Origin of the sequence: Allobosea sp. TAF32 (assembly GCF_052113585.1) — a bacterium.
Lineage (GTDB): Bacteria > Pseudomonadota > Alphaproteobacteria > Rhizobiales > Beijerinckiaceae > Allobosea.
In genome coordinates this window covers 174250-193853 of record NZ_JBFRDM010000004.1, presented here as the reverse complement: position 1 = coordinate 193853, position 19604 = coordinate 174250, and the positions used below count along the sequence as shown (strand labels likewise).

The 19604-nt window shown below is 65.7% G+C and carries 19 protein-coding genes; 7 read left to right on the top strand and 12 right to left on the bottom strand.

The features are described from left to right. Positions 1-119: 119 nt before the first annotated feature. Positions 120-1403: a phosphopyruvate hydratase gene (eno, locus tag AB4Z16_RS10875; RefSeq protein WP_441511360.1), complete on the top strand. Its 1284-nt coding sequence runs from the start codon at positions 120-122 to the stop codon at positions 1401-1403. A 21-nt stretch (positions 1404-1424) separates the two neighbouring features. Here eno and AB4Z16_RS10870 read toward each other — a convergent pair whose 3' ends face one another. Further along, positions 1425-2045: a hypothetical protein gene (locus AB4Z16_RS10870; RefSeq protein ID WP_441511359.1), complete on the bottom strand. Its 621-nt coding sequence runs from the start codon at positions 2043-2045 to the stop codon at positions 1425-1427. 207 nt (positions 2046-2252) lie between these two features. Between AB4Z16_RS10870 and AB4Z16_RS10865 the strand changes: the two genes are divergently transcribed. Beyond that, positions 2253-3212, top strand: a complete 960-nt coding sequence (locus AB4Z16_RS10865) for a DMT family transporter (protein ID WP_441511358.1) — start codon at positions 2253-2255, stop codon at positions 3210-3212. Here AB4Z16_RS10865 and AB4Z16_RS10860 read toward each other — a convergent pair. From AB4Z16_RS10860 to AB4Z16_RS10850, 3 genes are all read right to left on the bottom strand, one after another. After that, the gene (locus tag AB4Z16_RS10860) at positions 3156-3941 is read right to left on the bottom strand and encodes a hypothetical protein (protein WP_441511357.1); all 786 of its coding nucleotides are present in this window, start codon (positions 3939-3941) and stop codon (positions 3156-3158) included. The genes AB4Z16_RS10865 and AB4Z16_RS10860 overlap by 57 nt on opposite strands. Next, positions 3938-5107 carry a tRNA guanosine(34) transglycosylase Tgt gene (gene tgt / locus AB4Z16_RS10855; protein ID WP_441511356.1) on the bottom strand — a complete coding sequence of 390 codons (1170 nt, stop codon included), beginning with the start codon at positions 5105-5107 and terminating at the stop codon, positions 3938-3940. The genes AB4Z16_RS10860 and tgt overlap by 4 nt, the downstream gene beginning before the upstream one ends. A gap of 185 nt (positions 5108-5292) precedes the next feature. Continuing rightward, positions 5293-5649, bottom strand: a complete 357-nt coding sequence (locus AB4Z16_RS10850; RefSeq protein WP_441511355.1) for an ArsC family reductase — start codon at positions 5647-5649, stop codon at positions 5293-5295. A 125-nt stretch (positions 5650-5774) separates the two neighbouring features. Here AB4Z16_RS10850 and AB4Z16_RS10845 point away from each other — a divergent pair, with 125 nt between their 5' ends. Then, complete coding sequence (locus tag AB4Z16_RS10845) at positions 5775-6365, top strand: phosphoribosyltransferase family protein (RefSeq protein ID WP_441511354.1); 591 nt, start codon at positions 5775-5777, stop codon at positions 6363-6365. Positions 6366-6379: 14 nt separating this feature from the next. Here the strand turns inward: AB4Z16_RS10845 and AB4Z16_RS10840 are convergent, their stop codons facing one another. After that, positions 6380-7084 (bottom strand): glutathione S-transferase N-terminal domain-containing protein, encoded by a 705-nt coding sequence (locus tag AB4Z16_RS10840; protein WP_441511353.1) that lies wholly within the window; start codon positions 7082-7084, stop codon positions 6380-6382. 339 nt (positions 7085-7423) lie between these two features. Here AB4Z16_RS10840 and AB4Z16_RS10835 point away from each other — a divergent pair, with 339 nt between their 5' ends. Both AB4Z16_RS10835 and AB4Z16_RS10830 read left to right on the top strand, forming a co-directional pair. Beyond that, on the top strand, positions 7424-8329 hold the full coding sequence (locus AB4Z16_RS10835) for a LysR family transcriptional regulator (protein ID WP_441511352.1): 906 nt from the start codon (positions 7424-7426) through the stop codon (positions 8327-8329). Positions 8330-8491: 162 nt separating this feature from the next. Next, positions 8492-9409: an alpha/beta fold hydrolase gene (locus tag AB4Z16_RS10830; protein ID WP_441511351.1), complete on the top strand. Its 918-nt coding sequence runs from the start codon at positions 8492-8494 to the stop codon at positions 9407-9409. 80 nt (positions 9410-9489) lie between these two features. Here AB4Z16_RS10830 and guaA read toward each other — a convergent pair whose 3' ends face one another. Both guaA and AB4Z16_RS10820 read right to left on the bottom strand, forming a co-directional pair. Next, positions 9490-11058, bottom strand: a complete 1569-nt coding sequence (gene guaA / locus AB4Z16_RS10825) for a glutamine-hydrolyzing GMP synthase (protein WP_441511350.1) — start codon at positions 11056-11058, stop codon at positions 9490-9492. A 49-nt stretch (positions 11059-11107) separates the two neighbouring features. Further along, complete coding sequence (locus AB4Z16_RS10820; protein ID WP_441511349.1) at positions 11108-12406, bottom strand: RsmB/NOP family class I SAM-dependent RNA methyltransferase; 1299 nt, start codon at positions 12404-12406, stop codon at positions 11108-11110. 184 nt (positions 12407-12590) lie between these two features. Here AB4Z16_RS10820 and AB4Z16_RS10815 point away from each other — a divergent pair, with 184 nt between their 5' ends. Together AB4Z16_RS10815 and AB4Z16_RS10810 are read left to right on the top strand one after the other, a co-directional pair. Next, complete coding sequence (locus AB4Z16_RS10815) at positions 12591-12731, top strand: hypothetical protein (protein WP_441511348.1); 141 nt, start codon at positions 12591-12593, stop codon at positions 12729-12731. 165 nt (positions 12732-12896) lie between these two features. Then, positions 12897-14057, top strand: a complete 1161-nt coding sequence (locus AB4Z16_RS10810; RefSeq protein WP_441511347.1) for a glycerophosphodiester phosphodiesterase — start codon at positions 12897-12899, stop codon at positions 14055-14057. Between the two features lie 108 nt (positions 14058-14165). Here AB4Z16_RS10810 and AB4Z16_RS10805 read toward each other — a convergent pair whose 3' ends face one another. The 5 genes from AB4Z16_RS10805 to AB4Z16_RS10785 all read right to left on the bottom strand — a co-directional run bounded on the left by AB4Z16_RS10805 (position 14166) and on the right by AB4Z16_RS10785 (position 19600). Further along, positions 14166-14444, bottom strand: a complete 279-nt coding sequence (locus tag AB4Z16_RS10805) for a hypothetical protein (RefSeq protein ID WP_441511346.1) — start codon at positions 14442-14444, stop codon at positions 14166-14168. Positions 14445-14609: 165 nt separating this feature from the next. Next, positions 14610-15389, bottom strand: coding sequence for an amino acid ABC transporter ATP-binding protein (locus tag AB4Z16_RS10800; protein ID WP_441511535.1), 780 nt, complete (start codon positions 15387-15389; stop codon positions 14610-14612). Positions 15390-15424: 35 nt separating this feature from the next. After that, entirely contained in the window at positions 15425-16804 is a 1380-nt protein-coding gene (locus tag AB4Z16_RS10795; protein WP_441511345.1) for an amino acid ABC transporter permease, read from the bottom strand. A gap of 10 nt (positions 16805-16814) precedes the next feature. Beyond that, positions 16815-18011, bottom strand: a complete 1197-nt coding sequence (locus AB4Z16_RS10790; protein WP_441511344.1) for an amino acid ABC transporter permease — start codon at positions 18009-18011, stop codon at positions 16815-16817. A gap of 566 nt (positions 18012-18577) precedes the next feature. Continuing rightward, positions 18578-19600 (bottom strand): amino acid ABC transporter substrate-binding protein, encoded by a 1023-nt coding sequence (locus AB4Z16_RS10785; protein ID WP_441511343.1) that lies wholly within the window; start codon positions 19598-19600, stop codon positions 18578-18580. Between the last annotated feature and the right edge of the window lie 4 nt (positions 19601-19604).

Genomic DNA, 19604 nt, shown 5'->3' with positions numbered 1-19604 from the left:
TTGCGAGCCACGACCGGACATCGATCGCTTGAAGCACCCGGATGCGGATCGGGGCTTTCGCGACGGCAGGCGGTTGGCTAGAAGCGCCTCACCCTTCCTCGTCCTCTCCGGAGCCTGCCATGACCGCGATCATCGACATCATCGGACGCCAGATCCTCGACTCCCGCGGCAACCCGACGGTCGAGGTCGATGTCGTGCTCGAAGACGGCTCGATGGGCCGCGCCGCCGTTCCTTCCGGCGCCTCGACCGGCGCGCATGAGGCGGTCGAGCTGCGCGACGGCGACAAGAGCCGCTATCTCGGCAAGGGTGTGCTCAAGGCCGTGGAGTCGGTGAACGTCGCCATCGCCGAGGCGATCGTCGCGATGGACGCAGAAGACCAGACCGCCATCGACCAGACGATGATCGAGCTCGACGGCACGCCCAACAAGGCAAAGCTCGGCGCCAACGCCATCCTCGGCGTCTCGCTCGCCGTCGCCAAGGCCGCGGCGGAAGCCTCGGGCCTGCCGCTCTATCGCTATGTCGGCGGCACCTCGGCCCGTGTCCTGCCCGTGCCGATGATGAACATCGTCAACGGCGGCGCCCATGCCGACAACCCGATCGACTTCCAGGAATTCATGATCATGCCGGTCGGCGCAGAATCCTTCGCCGAAGGCCTGCGCATGGGCGCGGAGATCTTCCACACGCTGAAGAAGAAGCTGCACGACGCCGGCCACAATACCAATGTCGGCGACGAAGGCGGCTTCGCGCCGAACATCAAATCGGCGGAAGCCGCGCTCGATTTCGTCATGCAGGCGATCGAAGCCGCTGGCTATCGCCCGGGCGAGGACGTGGCGCTGGCGCTCGACTGCGCCGCGACCGAGTTCTTCAAGGACGGCGCCTATGTCTATGAGGGCGAACGCAAGACGCGCGATCCCAAGGCCCAGGCCAAGTATCTCGCCAAGCTCGTCGGCAACTACCCGATCGTCTCGATCGAGGACGGCATGTCCGAGGACGACTGGGAGGGTTGGAAGGCGCTGACCGATCTCGTCGGTTCCAAGTGCCAGCTCGTGGGTGACGACCTGTTCGTCACCAATGTCGAGCGGCTGTCGCAGGGCATCAAGGGCAAGACGGCCAACTCGATCCTGGTCAAGGTCAACCAGATCGGCTCGCTGACCGAGACGCTCGCCGCCGTCGATATGGCGCAGCGCGCCGGCTACACCGCGGTGATGTCGCACCGCTCGGGCGAGACCGAGGATTCGACCATCGCCGACCTCGCGGTGGCGACCAATTGCGGGCAGATCAAGACCGGCTCGCTCGCCCGTTCCGACCGGACGGCGAAGTACAACCAGTTGCTGCGCATCGAAGAGGAGCTGGGCGCGCAGGCGATCTATGCCGGCCGCAGTGCGCTGAAGGCGCTGGCCTGATCGAGGCCTCGGCTGCCGCGCTCACCAGCGCGGCAGCAGGCTCACCGCCTGGGAGAGCCCCCAGACACCGGCCGCCTGCACGCTGCCGGCAGCGCCCGATACAGCGTCGGAGACTTTGGTCGCCGGCGCCACCACGAAGCGGCTCCAGGAAATATCGCGGGCCCCCTCGCTCGCCTGCGCCGTTTCGATTGCGGACGCCGCAGCCGGAGGCAGGATCACGAGCGGGGTTGCGACAACGACAGTGCGGTCCGACGCCGAAGCGGTTCGCCGCGCCGGGGGGGACGGCTTCACCTTCACCAGCACCTCCGAGCGCGGTTTGCCGAGCTCTGCAAATTGCGGCGGCGCCCATTCGCTGCGCTCCGGCCAGGTCACCGACATCGGCATCGCCAGGGCGGCCGGCGTGACCTGCGGCATGGCCGCGAAACCCTCGTCCGCTACGCCATCCGCGCCGTCCAATCGATCGCTGATCTTCCCGTCCCGCAGCAACGCCAGCTTCGGCAACAGCGCCTGTTCGACCGGGGCATGCGTTGCCCCGTGGCGCGGGATTGCGCCCGACAACAGGCCGGGCAGCGTCGCGAGCACCGCTGTCGCCGTGGCTATGCCGAGTGACAGCAGGAGGTGGTGGCCGAGGCGGCTCGCCATGGCGGCTGGCCTCGGGGAATAGCGGTTGCCGGGCATCGGCGGTCACTCCGGTGGCTGGCCCATCTTGATAGCGCGGGACAAGGAAGCCGATGTGCCTAGGCGCCAGAAGGGCCGAAAGGCGGCGCAATTGCGGTCGGTCGCCGCACGCGCGGGCGCCATGCGCGCCGGCCCGTAACCCGCCAAGCCACCCGGCGCTAGACAGGGGCAATGGACCAGATCACGCCCGCAGCCATGCTCGAGACGGATGCCAAAACGCGTCGTCGGAAGCGTTTGGCGGCACTGGGCATGCTGCTGGCCGTGCTGATCTACGGTTCGAATTTCGTCATCAGCCGCCATGCCGTGCTGAACGGGCTGACCCAGCATGATCTGATGGCGCTGCGCTTCGCCATCGCGGGCCTGCTGCTCCTGCCGGTCTTCCTGCGTCCAGGCCTGACCCGCTGTGGCGGCGTGGGCTGGAAGCGCGGCTTCTGGCTGACGCTGAGCAGCGGCTTCCCGATGACGTACCTGATGCTGACGGGTCTCACGATGGCGCCGGCGGCGCATGGCGCGACGATCGGGCCGGGCACGGTGACGATGATCGGCATCATCGGTTCGGTCGCGCTGTTCGGCGCCGCCCTCACCGGCCGCCTCATGATCGGCGTCGCCGGCGTGCTGGCCGGCCTGCTCTGCCTCGGCATCGCCGGCAGCGCAGGCGCGAACGCCATGACGCTGCGCGGCGATCTGTGTTTCCTCGGCGTCGGCCTGCTCTGGGGCTTCTATCCCCTGCTGATCCAGCTCTGGCAGGTCGACGGGCTGAGGGCGACGGCCATAGTCTCGGTGCTGTCGCTGGTCTATCTGCCGATCTATTTCCTGTTCTATTTCCGCGGCTTCGACGTGGCGCCCTGGTGGGTTCTCGCCCTGCACGGGTTCAACCAGGGCGTTCTCAACGTCATCGTCGGCCTGTGGATCTGGGGCTGGGCGGCGCATGTGCTGGGGCCTGCGGTCGTCGGGCGCTTCCCGCCGCTGATCCCGGTCACAGGTACGCTGCTTGCGATCCCGGTGCTGGGCGAGATCCCCTCCTCGCTGCAGCTCGTCGGCATCATGCTGATCATCGCCGGCCTGTTCGTCGCCTCATGGCGCAAGCCGGCGCGCAAGGCCGGTCAGGAACAGGTTCCAGCCAACCGTTAAGACGAGTCCCGACGCAAGCGCCGTCCATGTGCCGAACGGCACCGCCAGCAGGTGCACGACGGCGAGCCCCAGCCCCGTGCCGAGCAGCCCAAGCGCCCCGTTGCCGATCACCGCGGCGGTAGCCTTCCCGCCGATGCGGGGATGCAGGATGACGATCAGGCTCGACAGGACGATGGGCAAACCGGCAAGGACACCGGACCAGAGCGGCCCGACCCGGTCGCTCGCAGCCGTGACGGCTCCCGCCAGCAGCGCAACGCAGCCGGCCCTGATCGGAATGGCAAAGCGCGAGAGCGCGATGGGCCCGGTCGTGCGGACAGAGAGATAGGACCGCACCAGCAGATGCACCACGCAGAAGGCAAGCACGGTCAGGCCGGCGAGCGGCAGCACCGGCAGGGCCAGGCTGCGCACGCCGACCAGCACGAGGACCCAGACGGCCCCGGCGGTCACGAGCGAGGGCAGCATCGTCAGATGCTGAGCCAGGAGCACATAGCTGAGGATGAAAGCGGCATGGGTGACATTGGCATTCATCGTGCCCAGCGCGCTGGCGGCAATGAAAGCCGCATCGTGATCGAGCGCGAGGAAAACGAGCACCGGCCCGAGCGAGATCGGCAGCGTCGCGATCATCGCGGCGACCAGCGGCCCGGTGCGCTCGGCCAGAAGAGAACATCCGACCACCACCGAAGCGGCGATCGCCATCTTGATCGGCAGAAGAGCGAGGCCTGCGCTCAAGCCGGCTCGCCCCGCTCCCAGCCTTCCTTGGTCTCGGCGACGAAATCGTCGAGGCGGCCGGCGGCGATGGCGGCGCGCAGGCCCGCCATCAGATCCTGATAATAGGCGAGGTTCACCCAGGTCAGCAGCATCTTGCCGAGCATCTCCTCGGCCTTGACGAGATGATGCAGATAGGCGCGCGACCAGCTATTGGCGGCCGGGCAGGAGGATTGCTCGTCGACCGGCCTCGGGTCCTCGGCGTGCTTGGCGTTCTTGAGGTTCATCCGGCCGAAGCGCGTGAAGATCTGGCCGTGGCGTCCGGCGCGGGTCGGCATCACGCAGTCGAACATGTCGATACCGCGTGCGACCGACTGGACGATGTCGTCCGGCGTCCCCACGCCCATCAGATAGCGCGGCTTCTCCTGCGGCAGGTGCGGCTCGACCGTCTCGATCATCGCCAGCATCACGTCCTGCGGCTCGCCCACGGCCAACCCGCCGACCGCATAGCCCTTGAGGTCCATGGCGGCGAGCGAACGCGCGCTCTCGACGCGCAGATGCGGCACGTCCCCGCCCTGCACGATGCCGAACAACGCGCGCCCCGGATGATCTCCGAACGCGACCTTGCAGCGCTCGGCCCAACGCAAAGACAGGCGCATCGCCTTCTCCGCAACCCTCTCCTCGCAAGGCAGCGCGACACATTCGTCGAGCTGCATCACGATGTCGGAGCCGAGCAGGTTCTGGATCTCGACCGAGCGCTCCGGTGTCAGCACATGCTTCGAGCCGTCGATATGCGACCGGAAGGTCACGCCCTCCTCGGTCAATTTCCGGAGCTGCGACAGCGACATCACCTGGAAGCCGCCGGAGTCGGTCAGGATCGGGTGCGGCCAGTTCATGAATTTGTGCAGGCCGCCGAGCTTCGCGACACGCTCGGCGCCCGGGCGGAGCATGAGGTGATAGGTGTTGCCGAGCACGACATCGGCGCCGAGCGCCCTGACCTGCTCGGGATACATGCCCTTGACGGTGGCGGCGGTACCGACCGGCATGAAGGCAGGCGTGCGAATGACGCCACGCGGCATGCTGATCGCGCCGGTGCGGGCGGCGCCGTCGCGGGCCGCGACATGGAAGGTGAACTCCGTGGCGGCGGGTTCCGGCGCCTGCGGGTCGATGATCTTGGGCTGAATGGTCATGGGCCGCGAGGTAGAGCAGCGCGGGGATTTAGGGAAGAGCTACGCGCGCCGGGCGGCGGTCTCTCGCCGTCATGCTCGGGCTTGACCCGAGCATCTCATGACCCGAGAGCTCCCTGAGCCCTTTTCGGCAAGAGGTCTCGGATCGGCGCTCCGCGCCGCCCGAGAATGACGGCAGCCGGGAAGACTCACCCCTTCGCCAGCGCCGCCTCGTAGATATCGGGCTTGAAGCCGACGATCGTCTTGCCCTTGCCGAGATCGAGCACCGGGCGCTTGATCATCGAGGGCTGCGCCAGCATCAGCGCGACGGCCTTGGTCGCATCGAGCCCCTGCTTTTCAGCATCGGGCAACGCACGAAAGGTCGTGCCGGCGCGGTTCAGCACCGTCTCCCAGCCATGCTCCTTCACCCAGCGCTCGAGCGAGGCCTTGTCGATCCCGCTCGCCTTGTAGTCGTGGAAGGCGTGCGGAGCGCCATGGCCGTCCAGCCAGCTGCGCGCCTTCTTCATCGTGTCGCAGTTCTTGATGCCGTAGATGGTGATCGTCATGCCTTCGTCCGGACTCTGTGAAACATCGCTGCATGTGCCCCCCGCCAGTCATCGCGGTTTGTCATCGGCGCTGCAAGCAGGCATGACATGGCGGGCAACGTCGTCTGATACCGGCAGGAGATAGCATGGATACCGTCTCGGCCTGCGCGCAGAAGACGCCGGCTCCGCCTGCTTTTCCCCATCGCCGCTGGAAGGACCATCCGGTCGCCGGCATCGATTTTCCGGATGCGACGACCTTCACCTGCGACGGCCGCTGGATGAAGACAGCCTGCGACGCGCTCGCAGACCGTCTTGGCGGGGAAACCGATCTTCTTGCCGGGATCGACATCGGCGGTCTCGGTTTTGCGGGCGCGCTGGCGCTGCGCAACGGCCTCGGCTTCATCGACATCCGCAAGGTCGGCTCGATCCGTGCCGACGTCGTCCGCAGCCTCGCCGCCAATTATGAACTCGGCAATGGTGTCGCCCTGTCGAAAGGCCATCGGCTCGACGGGCGCAACGTCACCATCATCGACGACTGCCTCATTTCGGGCGGGACCGTGCTGGCGACGGCGCAGTTGTTGCGCCGTCTGGGTGCGCGCTGCGCGCAAGCGCTCTTCGTCTTCGAGCTCGAAGGGCTGGGCGGCCGCGAGCGGCTGGCCCAGGGCGGCATCTCGGTGCACGCCCTGGAAAGGCTGGCGTCAGTTCAGCCCGCATCGGCCTCCAGCGAGAGCTCCTGAAGACTGGGCGCAGCTCAAGGGCGCTTGGGGCTGTCGAGGCCGCGCTGCACGGCTGGCCGCGACAGGCAACGCTCCAGCCAGATCGGCACATGCGTCAGGCTGGCGTAGTCGACGAGCTCGCCGGCGCCGTAGAAGCCGACGAGATTGCGCACCCAGCCGAGCATGGAGATGTCGGCGATGGTATATTCGTCGCCCATGACCCAGGTGCGGGTTGCGAACCTGTCCTCCAGCACGCCGAGCAGGCGCTTGCTTTCATTGGCGTAGCGGTCGCGCGGGCGCTTGTCCTCGTATTCGCGGCCGGCGAATTTATGGAAGAAGCCGAGCTGGCCGAACATCGGGCCGATCGCCGCCATCTGGAAGAACACCCACTGGATGGTCTCGTAGCGCTGCGCCGGCTCCCTGGGCAGGAGCCTGCCGGTCTTCTCGGCGAGGTAGAGCAGGATCGCGCCCGATTCCCACAGGCCAAGCGGCTTTCCGTCCGGCCCGTTCGGATCGATGATCGCGGGAATCTTGCCGTTCGGATTGAGCGAGAGGAATTCCGGGCCCCAGGTCTCGTTCTTGCCGATGTCGATGAGATGCGGCTCGTAAGGCAGCTCCAGCTCCTCGAGCGTGATCGAAACCTTCACGCCGTTCGGCGTCGGCAGCGAATAGAGCTGGATGCGGTCGGGGTGGCTGGCGGGCCAGCGCTTGGTGATCGGGAAAGCGGAGAGATCGGCCATCGGGGGCTCCGGTTGAATCGGGAGAGCTTCGGCGCAGGACGATAGAGCCGGACGCGCCCAAAGCAACGGGCTAGCATCGCGGCTCGCGCAAAGGCGATTTGCGCAGCTGCCCGCAACATCATGTGGACCGACAGCGCTGCGGGGTCCGAAGCTCATCGTCACGCCGCGCGTGGGGTACGACGGCATCACCGGCATAGGCGGGCAGCATTTGCGCCTCGCTTTCCACCCGATGCGGGTGCCATGTCCTCGCCATTGACCTTTCGCTGCCTGCGATCTGGCGCGGGCGGCAGGTCCCGCTTATGCTCCGCGGATTGGCCGATTTTCCGGATAGCTCGAACAATGAAGCTGGACGGCATCGCGAGCTTCGTGGCGGTCGCCGAGGAAGGCTCGATCAGCGAGGCGGCGCGCCGGCTCAGCCTGTCGAAATCGGTGATCAGCGAGAGGCTCGCGGAGCTGGAACGCGGCCTCGGAGCAACTCTGCTGCATCGCACAACGCGCAGGATGTCGGTGACTGAGGACGGCCTTGCGTTCCTCGAGCGCGCGAGGCGCATTCTGCGCGAAGTATCGGATGCGACGACGGATCTCGCCGAGCGCCGCGGGGCGCTCAGCGGTCCGATGCGGATCGCGGCGCCGGTTACCTTCGGGCGGATGCATCTGGGCCCGGCGCTCTACCCTTTTCTCGCCGCCAATCCCGGAATCGAGCTGACGCTCGACCTTGACGACCGGCGAGTCGATATCGCCTCGGGCGTCTATGACGGCGTGGTGCGCCACGGAGCTATCGCAGATTCCCGCCTGATGATCTGGCGTCTGGCGCCGAGCCGCCGGATGCTGGTCGCATCGGCCGCGTATCTCGCGCGCTGCGGCGTCCCTGCGACCACGGCGGAGCTCCATGCACACAAGGGCATCTTCTACACGAACCGCGGCGCGTCGGACTGGCGCTTCGCAACGCCGCAAGGACTCGAGATCGTGCGCGCAGCGTTCGGGCTCCGGGTGAACAATGGCGACATGATGCGCGACGCTGCCCTCGCCGGTCTCGGCATTGCGTTGTTGCCCCTCTTCATCGCCGGGCCGGATATCCGCCAGGGCCGGCTTCAGATCATCGATGTCGGCGTCCTGCCGGTGTCGGAATTCATCTATCTCGCGCACCCAGAAGGTCGCCGGCCCTCCGCGAAGCTGCGCGCGGTCGCGGCCCATCTGCACGCCACATTCGGCGAGCCGCCCTATTGGGAAGATGGCGTGCCTTGACACCATGGCCGCGAACCGAAGCACAATTGTTCGGCTTTCACGGAAATTAGGACCGCTTTTGGCAGGCTAATCCGGACGCGGTCCCAGCCTTAATTGAAACGAGCCAACGGGGCTGAAAGCGACGGTCGCAGGGACCGCCCTCCCGATCGGTGGGAGAATATGATGCTGAAGTTCGTCCTGGCTCTCGGAGCCCTCGCCTTCGCCGCGCCTGCGACCGCGCAGGTTCCGGCCTTCCCAGCCTCATTCGCGACGCAGGAGATTCAGACCAATGGCGCAACGATCCATGTCCGGGTCGGTGGCACGGGACCAGCCGTCGTTCTGATCCACGGCTATGGCGAGACCGGTGACATGTGGGCGCCTATGGCGGCTGACCTCGCCCGCGACCACACCGTGGTCGTGCCCGATCTGCGCGGGCTCGGGCTCTCGTCGAAGCCGCAATCAGGCTACGACAAGCTGACGCAGGCCGGTGACGTGGCCGGCGTCCTCGACAACCTCAAGATCGAACGCGCCGATCTGGTGACGCATGACATCGGAAACATGGTCGGATTTGCCTTCGCCACGCAGCAGCCGCAGCGTGTCCGCCGCTTCGCCATCATCGACGCGCCGGTGCCGGGTGTCGGCCCCTGGGACGAGATCCTCAAGAACCCCCTGCTCTGGCATTTTCGCTTCGGCGGCCCGGATATGGAGCGGTTGGTGGCCGGGCGCGAGCGCATCTACCTCGACCGCTTCTGGAACGAGTTTTCGGCAACGCCCAGCCGCTTCACCGAAGCCTCGCGCGAGCATTATGCCAAGCTCTATGCCCTGCCCGGCGCGATGCATGCGGGCTTCGCGCAGTTCGCCGCATTCGATCAGGACGCGATCGACAACCGGAAGTATCTCGCCGCGGGCGGAAAGCTCACAATGCCTGTTCTGGCGATCGGCGGCGAGAAGTCCTTTGGCCCGACGATGGCCGTCGTGATGCGCGCCGCGGCGACCGACGTGACCGAGGGCATCGTGCCGGATTCAGGGCACTGGATCATGGAGGAGAACCCGCAAACCACGACCCGGATGATCCGCGCCTTCCTCGACAAGACGCCCTGAGGCGTATCCGGATCGAACTCCGCGGCAAAGGAGCAACAAGGGCGAGCCGCGGGGCCTGCCCTTGTCCCGCTAGGCCCAGATCACTCCCATTCGATCGTGCCGGGGGGCTTGCTCGTCACGTCGTAGACGACGCGGTTGATGCCCTTGACCTCGTTGATGATGCGGGTCGCGGCGCGCCCGAGGAAGTTCATGTCGAAGGGATAGAAATCCGCCGTCATGCCGTCGACCGAGGTCACGGCGCGCAGCGCGCAGACATGGTCATAGGTGCGGTAATCGCCCATCACGCCGACGGTGCGGACCGGCAGGAGTACGGCGAAGGCCTGCCAGATCACATCGTACAAGCCGGCCTTGCGGATTTCGTCGAGATAGATCGCGTCCGCCTTGCGCAGGATGTCGAGCTTCTCCTTGGTGATCTCTCCGGGGCAGCGAATGGCGAGGCCCGGCCCCGGGAAGGGATGGCGGCCGACGAAGGCCTCGGGCAGGCCGAGCTCGCGGCCGAGAACGCGAACCTCATCCTTGAAGAGCTCGCGCAGCGGCTCGACGAGCTTCATCTTCATGCGCTCGGGCAGGCCGCCGACATTGTGATGGCTCTTGATCGTCACCGAGGGGCCGCCGGAGAAGGAGACGCTCTCGATCACGTCCGGGTAGAGCGTGCCCTGCGCTAGGAAATCGGCGCCGCCGATCTTGGCGGCCTCGGCATCGAAGACGTCGATGAAGAGCCGGCCGATGGTCTTGCGCTTGGCTTCCGGATCGGGACCGACCTTCTCCAGCTCAGAGAGGAAAAGCTCCTCCGCCTCAACATGGACGAGCGGAATATTGTAGTGATCCCTGAAAAGGCGAACGACCTCTTCGGCCTCGTTCATCCGCATCAGGCCGTGATCGACGAAGACGCAGGTGAGCTGGTCGCCGATCGCCTCATGGATCAGCACCGCCGCCACCGCCGAGTCGACGCCGCCGGAAAGCCCGCAGATGACGCGGCCGGTGCCGACCTGCTCGCGGATCTTCTTTTGCATCTCGGCGCGATAGGCCGACATGCTCCAGTCCGGCTTGCAGCCGCAGATCTCGACGACGAAATTCCGCAGCAGCTTGCCGCCGTCGGGGGTGTGGACCACCTCGGGGTGGAACATCGTGGTGTAGAAGCGCCTGACCTCGTCGCTCGCCACGGCATAAGGGGCGTTCTCGGAGGTCGCCTTGACGGTGAACCCGGCGGGAAGTTGTGTCACCCGGTCGCCATGGCTCATCCAGACCGGATAGCGACCGCCCTCTTCCCAGACGCCTTCGAACAGTGCTGAAGGGGTGACGATCTCGACATCGGCGCGGCCGAACTCGGCAGCGTGCCCGCCCTCGACCTTGCCGCCGAGCTGGTGCGCCATGGTCTGCTGGCCGTAGCAGATGCCCATGAGCGGGATTTTGGCCGAGAAGACCGCTTCGGGAGCTCGCGGGCTCCCCTCGTCCGGCACCGAAGCGGGGCCGCCGGAGAAGATCACGCCCTTCGGCTTCATGCGGGCAAAGGCCTCGGAAGCGGACTGGAACGGGGCGATCTCGCAGTAGACGCCGATCTCACGGATGCGCCGCGCGATCAGCTGCGTCACCTGCGAGCCGAAATCGATGATGAGAATGGAGTCGTGATGGGGCTGAGCGCTCGTCATCGCGTTCCGTTAATGGATCGTGCGGGCGCGCGCAACGGCTGTAGCAGCCTCAGTCCCCGCGCTGGAGGCAAGCCAGATAGAACCCGTCCGTGCCGGTGCGTCGCGGCGAGAGCTGTAGGCCGAATTGGGTGGCGAAGCGGGCGAGCAGGGAGAAGTCGCTCTCCGCCCCCTTGAGCACGTCGATCGGCGCGACCGGTGCGAAGCCGGGATGGCGGCCAAGAAAGGCACGGATCGCCTCGTCATTTTCCTCAGGCAGCATGGAGCAGGTGATGTAGGCGATGCGCCCACCCTGGCGCACCAGCTTGGCCGCGCGCGCCAACACCTCGGCCTGATCCTTGATCCGTTCGGCCAGCGCGCCGGGGCGCACGCGCCATTTCGCATCCGGGTTGCGCCGCCAGGTGCCGGAGCCGGTGCAGGGCGCATCGACCAGCACGAGATCGGCCTGTCCGGCGATGTCGGCGAAGGGCTCATGGCCGCGCGAACGCGGAATGCGCACCTCGACGATGCTCGCGCCCGAGCGCGCCACGCGGTCATGCAGCGGCGCGAGCCGGCGGCTATCGAGATCGGTGGCGTAGAGACTGCCGCGATTGGCCATCAGCGCAGCGAGCGCCAGTGTCTTGCCTCCTGCCCCGGCGCAGAGATCGATCACGGTCTGGCCAGGTCGCGCGCCCGCGAGCAACGTCACCAGCTGCGAGCCTTCGTCCTGCACCTCGAAGGCGCCGGCGAAGAAGCCGGGTTCCGCATGCAGCGAGGGGCCGCGCCCGTCATGGCCCGGCTGGAAGCGCAGCGCATCGGGAGACCAGGCGCCGGTCTCCGGCTGATGGTGGGCGAGATCCCGGAGAACGTCGTCGCGGCCGGCCTTCAGGCGGTTGACGCGCAGGTCGATCGACGCACGGGCGGCCAGCGCCTGCCCTTCCGCCGTCGCAGCTTCACCGAAGCCGGCCTCGAACGACGGCCAGAGCCATTCGGGCACGTCCGCCCGCACCCAGGCGGGCGCCCCATCGTCCGAGAAGGCGGCCAGGAGTGCGGTCTCGTCAGCCGTGAGCGGAGCGGGCGCGTGATTCTCGCCCGAGAACAGCGCTGCTATCTCGTCGCGGGGCAGGCCGCGCAGCCCGGCGAGCATGCCGAGCACCAGCCCGCGGGGCTCTTCGGACGCCATCGAATAGCTGGACGAGGCCTTGCGCCGCAGGGCATCGTAGACGAGCGAAGCGATGGCGGCGCGGTCCTTCGAACCGGCGAAGCGACGCGACAGCCCCCAATCCTTCAGCGCATCGGCCGCCGGGCGGCGGCGCTCGATGATGTCCTGCAGCACCTCTATGGCGGCGCTGATCCGGGCGGCTGGCGTCATGGTGCTTCAATCCTGGCGCAGGCAAATCAGGCCCGGCGCCCGCAAGGCGGTGAGTGTAGTGTGCTTCGACCGGTTCAAATATCACGCCGAGGCATGGTGCCCCATGCGGCATGCACTTGACGCGCTCGTTTCACAAGGGGAAAGACGATGCAACCGCATCTCGCGGCCATCAGGATATCCGCACATGAAAAGCGCCAGCCGCATCGTCATTCTGAGCCTTGTCGCCTTCGGCCTTGCCGCTTGCGCAACCCAGCCGCAGCAGGACTTCACGCCGCCGGCCTCCAAGCGCCTCGATGCGAAGACCTCCCTCGAGAACCGCCGCTGATCCGACATCGATACGAACGAGCCCGCGCCCGGTATTGCCGGCGCGGGCTTTTTTGTCGCCCGCCGCATGGCGCCTGAGCTGACGGCAAAACGAAGCAATCTTTTCATGGGGCTGTCACATCACTCGACCTAACTTCGCGCGCATTTCCGCGAGCCGGGTCAAACCATGAAAAAAACGCTGCTTCTCTCGACATCGCTCCTCGCCGCACTGGCCATGCAGCCGCTTGCGGCGCCCGCCCAGGAGGCATCCGCTTCCAACAGCCGCAAGCCCCTGATCATCGCCCATCGCGGCGCCAGCGGCTACATGCCCGAGCACACGATCGAGGGCTACAAGCTCGCCATCGAGATGGGCGCGGATTTCATCGAGCCCGACCTGGTTTCAACTAAGGACGGCGTCCTGGTCGTGCGGCACGAGCCGATGCTAAGCGGCACCACCGACGTCGCCGACCGACCGGAATTCGCCAATCGCAAGACGACGCGCAAGGTCGACGGCATCGACACCACCGACTGGTTCGCCAACGACTTCACCCTGGCCGAGATCAAGACCCTGCGTGCCAAGCAGGCCTTCGCCGATCGCGACCAGTCGCAAAACGGCAAGTACCAGATTCCGGCGTTTCAGGAGGTGATCGACCTCGCCAAGTCGGAAAGCGCCCGGACCGGCCGCACCATCGGCATCTATCCCGAGACCAAGCACCCGACCTATCACGCCTCGCTGGGCCTCGCCTTCGAGGACAAACTGCTCGACATGCTCAAGGCGGCCGGCTGGACCGAGAAGACCTCGCCGGTGTTCATCCAGAGCTTCGAGACCGGGAATCTGAAATACCTGCGCAAGAAGACGCAGCTGCGCCTCGTGCAGCTCGTCGACGGCGACGATGTCGACAAGGACGGCAAGGTGACTCTCGTGGCGCCGTTCGACCGCCCCTATGACTTCGCGGTGCTCGGCGACAAGCGGACTTTCCAGGACATGCTCTCCGCTGAAGGGCTCAAGGAGATCGCGACCTACGCCGACGGCGTCGGCCCCTGGAAGCCCTATATCCTTGCTGGCAAGCAGACCATTGGCGAGGACGGCAAGCCGAAGGATCTCAACGGTGACGGCAAGATCGACGAGCAGGACCGCACGCTGATCGCGCCGACGAACGTGGTCAAGGACGCCCATGCCGCCGGCCTTCTGGTCCACACCTGGACCTTCCGCAGCGAGCCCAAGCGGCTGACCTCGGACTTCAAGGGCGACGCCGCGGCCGAGTACAAGGCATTCTTCGCGCTCGGCATCGATGGCCTGTTTTCGGATTTCTCGGATCAGGCCGTGAAGGCGCGCGACGCGAAGTAAGCCATCCCGTCGGACGAGGCCGACAGCCGGACAAGCCAAGCCCCGCGGCGAAATTCGCCACGGGGCCTGGCCTTCAGCGGGCTTCTCGCCCGCTCCCCTTCAAATCGGTCAATCGCAAATGCGGGTCGTGCGCCTCACGACGCCGCGCGGCGTCTCACGCTCGGTCGTGACGGTGCGGCAATCGTCGCCGCGATAGTAGTTGGCGCGGCGCCACTCGCGTTCAGGCGTGCGATCATAACGGTCCTGACGCATCTCGCGATCGATTGCCCGTTCATGGGGGGTACGGGGGTCGACGCTAACGCCACCTGGACCGATGTTGATCGACTGAGCATAGGCGCCGCTGCTCGCGAGAAGAGCAACAGCAATGATTGGGACAAAACGTTTCATCGCGTATCCTCCGTTTGCGCCATCAACGCACCGGACGGAGACTCGTTCCGTAGAAAGCTTCAGCTGCAGTCGAAGATGCTTCGCGCACCCTAGGAACTGCTTGCCAAACGAAAAAGCGCGCCGGCAAGGCCGGCGCGCTTCCATCGCTCGCTAAGCTGTTCTTCCTCAGTGCAGGATCTGGCTGAGGAAGAGCTTGGTGCGCTCATGCTGCGGGTTCTTGAAGAACTCGTTCGGGGTGTTCATCTCGACGATCTGGCCGGCATCCATGAAGATGACGCGGTCGGCGACCTGGCGGGCGAAGCCCATTTCGTGCGTGACGCAGAGCATGGTCATGCCCTCCTCCGCCAGCGAGACCATGGTGTCGAGCACCTCCTTGACCATCTCGGGGTCGAGCGCCGAGGTCGGCTCGTCGAACAGCATGATCTTCGGGCTCATGCACAGCGAGCGGGCGATCGCCACTCGCTGCTGCTGGCCACCGGACAGCTGGCCCGGATATTTCGCCGCCTGCTCGGGGATCTTGACGCGCTTGAGATAGTGCATCGCGATCTCCTCGGCGTCCTTCTTGGGCATCTTCCGCACCCAGATCGGCGCCAGCGTCAGGTTCTCCAGAATCGTCAGATGCGGGAACAGGTTGAAGTGCTGGAACACCATACCGACGTCACGGCGAATCTCGTCGATCTTCTTGAGGTCGTTGGTGAGCTCCGTGCCGTCGACGATGATCTGGCCCTTCTGATGCTCTTCAAGCCGGTTGATGCAGCGGATCATCGTCGACTTGCCCGAACCCGACGGGCCGCAGATCACGAGCTTCTCACCGCGCTGAACCTTGAGGTTGATATCGCGCAGAACGTGGAACTCGCCGTACCACTTGTTCACGCCGATCATCTCGACCGCGGTCGCGGTGTTGAGAGACGTCTGCTTCAGCGCAGCGGGCCGGGTGTCGGTCATCTTGGTTTCTGCCATTGCCATGGTCGTCATCCCTCTCAACGTTTTTGGCCGGCGGCTAGGCGCTTTTCGACAGCTACCGAGTAGCGCGACATTCCCCAGCAGCAAAGGAAATAGAAGAGCGCGGCGAAAGCGTAAGCGGTCGTCCGCGTGGTCGGCGTAGCCCAGGTCGGGTCGACGAGCGTCGCCTCGATCGTACGCAGGAAATCGAAGATGCCGACGATGGTGACCAGCGTCGTATCCTTGAACAGCCCGATGAAGGTGTTGACGATGCCAGGGATCACGATCCGCAGCGCCTGCGGAAGGATGATCAACCGCATCATCTGCCAGTAGCCGAGGCCGAGCGACATGGCGCCCTCATACTGGCCCTTGGGGATCGCCTGCAGGCCGCCGCGCACCACCTCCGCCATGTAGGCGGCGGCGAAGAGCGCGACACCGATCAGCGGCCGAAGCAGCCGGTCCGGCGACCATTCCTGCGGCACGAAGAGCGGCAGCATGGTGTTGGCCATGAACAGCACGGTGATGAGCGGAACGCCACGGACGAACTCGATGAAGATCACCGAGAGCAGCTGGATGGCTGGCAGGCGCGAGCGGCGCCCCAGCGCCAGCAGCACGCCGAGCGGCAGGGAGAAGACGATACCGACCGCGGAGATCAGGAAGGTCACCGTCATGCCGCCCCAGAGCCCCGTATCGACGCGCGGCAACCCGACCTTGTCGGCCAGCACGGCCAGCAGGCCGAAGACGACCAGCGCGATCAGGATCAGGCGCTTTGGCCGGTAGAAGCGCTGCCAGGCCGGCATCTCCTGTTCGACAGCCAGCCGCGCCTCGCCAAGCCAGAACTTGGCCAGCGACGGCACGAAGGACAGGACCAGATAAAGCACCGCCAACGCGAAGCTGAGCAGGATCAGAAAGCGCAGGAAGCTCTCTGCCCGGTCCCCGCCCAGCAGCAGGATGAAGGCGCTCGCCGGCAGGATGACGAAGAAGAAGAAGACGCCGATCTTCTTCAGCGGCGCCTTGGTCCAGAGCAGCCAGACCACGCCAAGCGCGAACATCGCGAAGACGATGTTGACCCGCCAGCGCTCCATCACCGGATAGGACCCGTAGATGAAGTACTGGAAACGGTCGGCGATATAGGCCCAGCAGGCGCCGACCGGCCGGCCGACCTTGTCGGCGAGGCAGGCATCACGATGCTCCCCCGTCCAGACCGCGTCGAGGAAGTAGAAGCGGATCAGGCCCGGCACCGCGTCAAACACGAGATAAACGCAGATCAGGGTCAGGATCGTATTGAGCGGGCTGGAAAACAGGTTGGTCCTGATCCAGGCCCAGGGGCCGGCCACGGAGAGGGGCGCGGGCTCCTGCTGCAGCGTCTCCTTGCGGACGAAGGCGTAAGGGGCGTTCTCGAGCGTTGCGTCGGTCATCGATCCGCCCTCACCGTTCAACCAGCGCCATGCGCTTGTTGTAGAGGTTCATGAAGAACGACGTCACCAGCGAGATCGTCAGATAGACCGCCATGGTGATCGCGACGACCTCGACGGCCTGGCCGGTCTGGTTCAGCACCGTCCCGGTGAAGACCTGCACGAGATCGGGATAGCCGATCGCCACGGCCAGCGACGAGTTCTTGGTCAGGTTGAGGTATTGCGAGGTCAGCGGCGGGATGATGACGCGCATCGCCTGCGGGATGACGACGAGCTTCAGCGTCGGCCCGTTCCTCAAGCCCAGCGCGTGCGCCGCCTCGGACTGCCCCTTCGAAACCGCCAGGATGCCGGCGCGTACGACCTCGGCGATGAAGCCGCCGGTATAGGTCGACAGGCCGATCAGCAGCGCAACGAATTCCGGGAAGATCTGCATGCCGCCGGTGAGGTTGAACCGACCCTGCTGTGGAAGATCGAACGACAGCGGTCGTCCGACCGCGAAGAAAACCAGGAGAGGCACGCCGATGACCAGGCCCAGCGCGACCCAGCCGTTGTGATACTGCTTGCCGGTTTTGGCCTGCTGCCCGCGCGCCCAGATGAAGAACGCGATGGCCGCGACGACGGCGACAATGAAGGCAATGACGACAGCCTCGAAGGCCGGCGCAAATTGCGGGCTGGGCAGGATGATGCCGCGATTGTTGAGATAGATGCTGCCCGGCAGCGCGATCGAGTTGCGGGCATCCGGCAGGGGCTTCAGCACCGCATTGTACCAGAAGAAGAGCTGGAGCAGCAGCGGGATGTTGCGGATGACCTCGACATAGATCATCGCCAGCTTCGCGATGACCCAATTGTTCGAGAGCCGCGCAACGCCGACGGCGAAACCGATGATGGTGGCGAAGACGATGCCGAGGGCGGCAACGAGCAGCGTGTTGAGCAGGCCGACGAGGAAGGCCTGACCATAGGTCGAGCCGCCCTGGGCCGAGAACGGGATCAGCTTCTGGTTGATGTCGAAGCCGGCGGCGTTGTGCCAGAAGCCGAAGCCCGAGGCGATCTTCTGAGCACGCAGGTTCTCGATGGCGTTGGATGCGGCGGACCAGATGAGGAAGCCGACAAGTCCTACCAGCACGATCTGATAGACGTAGCCGCGGATCCTGGGGTCGTAGAACAACGACGCCTTGCCGGGTGATACCGTTTGGTCGGGAATGCTCGACACTTGTCACGCCCCTTTTGCTTCGCTTGTGGCGGCCGGCGATCCTGCGGCTATGCGGTTGCGCCGAGGTCGTCTTGTTGCCCGTGCCGCTTATTCTGTGAGCTGCTTGCTGGAAGGGCGCGCCCTGCGAGCCCCGCCGTCTTTCACGCGCCCGACGCGATGCCGACGCCGATAGCTGCCGCTGCGGCGACAGTGATGCCTTCTGTCTTCATGCCGTTCCCCTGTTCGGAGCGGGTTCGTCCCGCTCTCCCCGATTGAATAAATCTTGAGCAGCAAATGCCGACACGGCAAGCCCTGCTGAAGCAAAAACCCGAACAGCAAATCCCGGACCAACCGCGCTTCGTTCCGTCACGCGCGGTTTTGGAATCTGTGCGCGCCCGACATCGCCTCGTCAACGAACAATCCCGTCAACGCGAGGCAGTGCCTGGCAAACTGCAGATTCGCCCCCTGTCACGGCCGAGACAGGAACGCCGCGAAACGCTTCGAGAGCGGCTCACGGCGCGGAGGCGGCCGCTCGCAGGCCGCAAGACAAAACGGGGCGCCGGTCTACCCGGCGCCCCGCGAATGCATCAGCGAACCGGCGGAGCGTATTGCAGGCCGCCCTTGGTCCAGAGCGCGTTCTGACCGCGGGCGATCTTGAGCAGCGAACCCTGGCCGACGTTGCGCTCGAACGATTCGCCGTAATTGCCGACGTGCTTGACGATGCGCACGACCCAATCCGGCGTCAGGCCGACCTGCTCGCCGAACTTGCCCTCGGTGCCGAGCAGGCGCTTGATCTCCGGATTGTCGGCCTTGAGCTGCTGGTCGACATTCGCCTGGGTGACGCCGAGCTCTTCGGCGTTCAGCATGGCGAAGTGGACCCACTTCACCAGGTTGAACCACTGCGGGTCGTTATTGCGGACGGACGGGCCGAGCGGCTCCTTGGAGATGATCTCCGGCAGGACGATGTGGTCGTCCGGATTGGTGAGCTTCAGGCGCTCGGCATAGAGGCCCGAGGCGTCGGTGGTGAAGGCGTCGCAGCGGCCAGCGTCATAGGCCTTGACCGTCTCGTCAGAGCTCGCGAAGGCCACGACCTCGTATTTCAGGTTGTTGGCGCGGAAATAGTCGGCGAGGTTGAGCTCGGTGGTGGTGCCCTGCTGGGTGCAGACCGAAGCGCCCGAGAGCTGCAGAGCCGAGTTCACGCCGAGCTTCTTGCGGACCATGAAGCCCTGGCCGTCATAGTAGTTGACGCCGGTGAAGAGCAGGCCGAGCGAGGCATCGCGCGTCATCGTCCAGGTCGAGTTGCGCACGAGCACGTCAATCTCGCCCGACTGGAGAGCGGTGAAGCGGTCCTTGGCCGAAAGCGGGATGAACTTCACCTTGTTAGGGTCGTTGAAGATCGTCGCCGCGATGGCGCGGCAGAGATCGACGTCGAGCCCCTTCCAAGTGCCCTGCGCATCGGGAACGCCGAAGCCCGCGAGGCCCGTGTTCGAGCCGCAATTCAGGATACCGCGCTGCTTGACCTGCGCGAGCGTCGCCTGGGCCGAAGCCGCGGTCGCGGAAATCGCCAAGCCGATTCCTGCCGCGAGGGCGGCTGCTAGAAACTTTTTCATCGGT

Excerpts from the sequence above, each read along its gene's own strand:
- eno (WP_441511360.1), top strand. The coding sequence starts at position 120 with ATGACCGCGATCATCGACATCATCGGACGCCAGATCCTCGACTCCCGC.
- AB4Z16_RS10870 (WP_441511359.1), bottom strand. The coding sequence starts at position 2,045 with ATGGCGAGCCGCCTCGGCCACCACCTCCTGCTGTCACTCGGCATAGCC.
- AB4Z16_RS10865 (WP_441511358.1), top strand. The coding sequence starts at position 2,253 with ATGGACCAGATCACGCCCGCAGCCATGCTCGAGACGGATGCCAAAACG.
- tgt (WP_441511356.1), bottom strand. The coding sequence starts at position 5,107 with ATGACCATTCAGCCCAAGATCATCGACCCGCAGGCGCCGGAACCCGCC.
- AB4Z16_RS10850 (WP_441511355.1), bottom strand. The coding sequence starts at position 5,649 with ATGACGATCACCATCTACGGCATCAAGAACTGCGACACGATGAAGAAG.
- AB4Z16_RS10845 (WP_441511354.1), top strand. The coding sequence starts at position 5,775 with ATGGATACCGTCTCGGCCTGCGCGCAGAAGACGCCGGCTCCGCCTGCT.
- AB4Z16_RS10840 (WP_441511353.1), bottom strand. The coding sequence starts at position 7,084 with ATGGCCGATCTCTCCGCTTTCCCGATCACCAAGCGCTGGCCCGCCAGC.
- AB4Z16_RS10835 (WP_441511352.1), top strand. The coding sequence starts at position 7,424 with ATGAAGCTGGACGGCATCGCGAGCTTCGTGGCGGTCGCCGAGGAAGGC.
- AB4Z16_RS10830 (WP_441511351.1), top strand. The coding sequence starts at position 8,492 with ATGCTGAAGTTCGTCCTGGCTCTCGGAGCCCTCGCCTTCGCCGCGCCT.
- guaA (WP_441511350.1), bottom strand. The coding sequence starts at position 11,058 with ATGACGAGCGCTCAGCCCCATCACGACTCCATTCTCATCATCGATTTC.
- AB4Z16_RS10820 (WP_441511349.1), bottom strand. The coding sequence starts at position 12,406 with ATGACGCCAGCCGCCCGGATCAGCGCCGCCATAGAGGTGCTGCAGGAC.
- AB4Z16_RS10815 (WP_441511348.1), top strand. The coding sequence starts at position 12,591 with ATGAAAAGCGCCAGCCGCATCGTCATTCTGAGCCTTGTCGCCTTCGGC.
- AB4Z16_RS10810 (WP_441511347.1), top strand. The coding sequence starts at position 12,897 with ATGAAAAAAACGCTGCTTCTCTCGACATCGCTCCTCGCCGCACTGGCC.
- AB4Z16_RS10805 (WP_441511346.1), bottom strand. The coding sequence starts at position 14,444 with ATGAAACGTTTTGTCCCAATCATTGCTGTTGCTCTTCTCGCGAGCAGC.
- AB4Z16_RS10800 (WP_441511535.1), bottom strand. The coding sequence starts at position 15,389 with ATGACCGACACCCGGCCCGCTGCGCTGAAGCAGACGTCTCTCAACACC.
- AB4Z16_RS10795 (WP_441511345.1), bottom strand. The coding sequence starts at position 16,804 with ATGACCGACGCAACGCTCGAGAACGCCCCTTACGCCTTCGTCCGCAAG.
- AB4Z16_RS10785 (WP_441511343.1), bottom strand. The coding sequence starts at position 19,600 with ATGAAAAAGTTTCTAGCAGCCGCCCTCGCGGCAGGAATCGGCTTGGCG.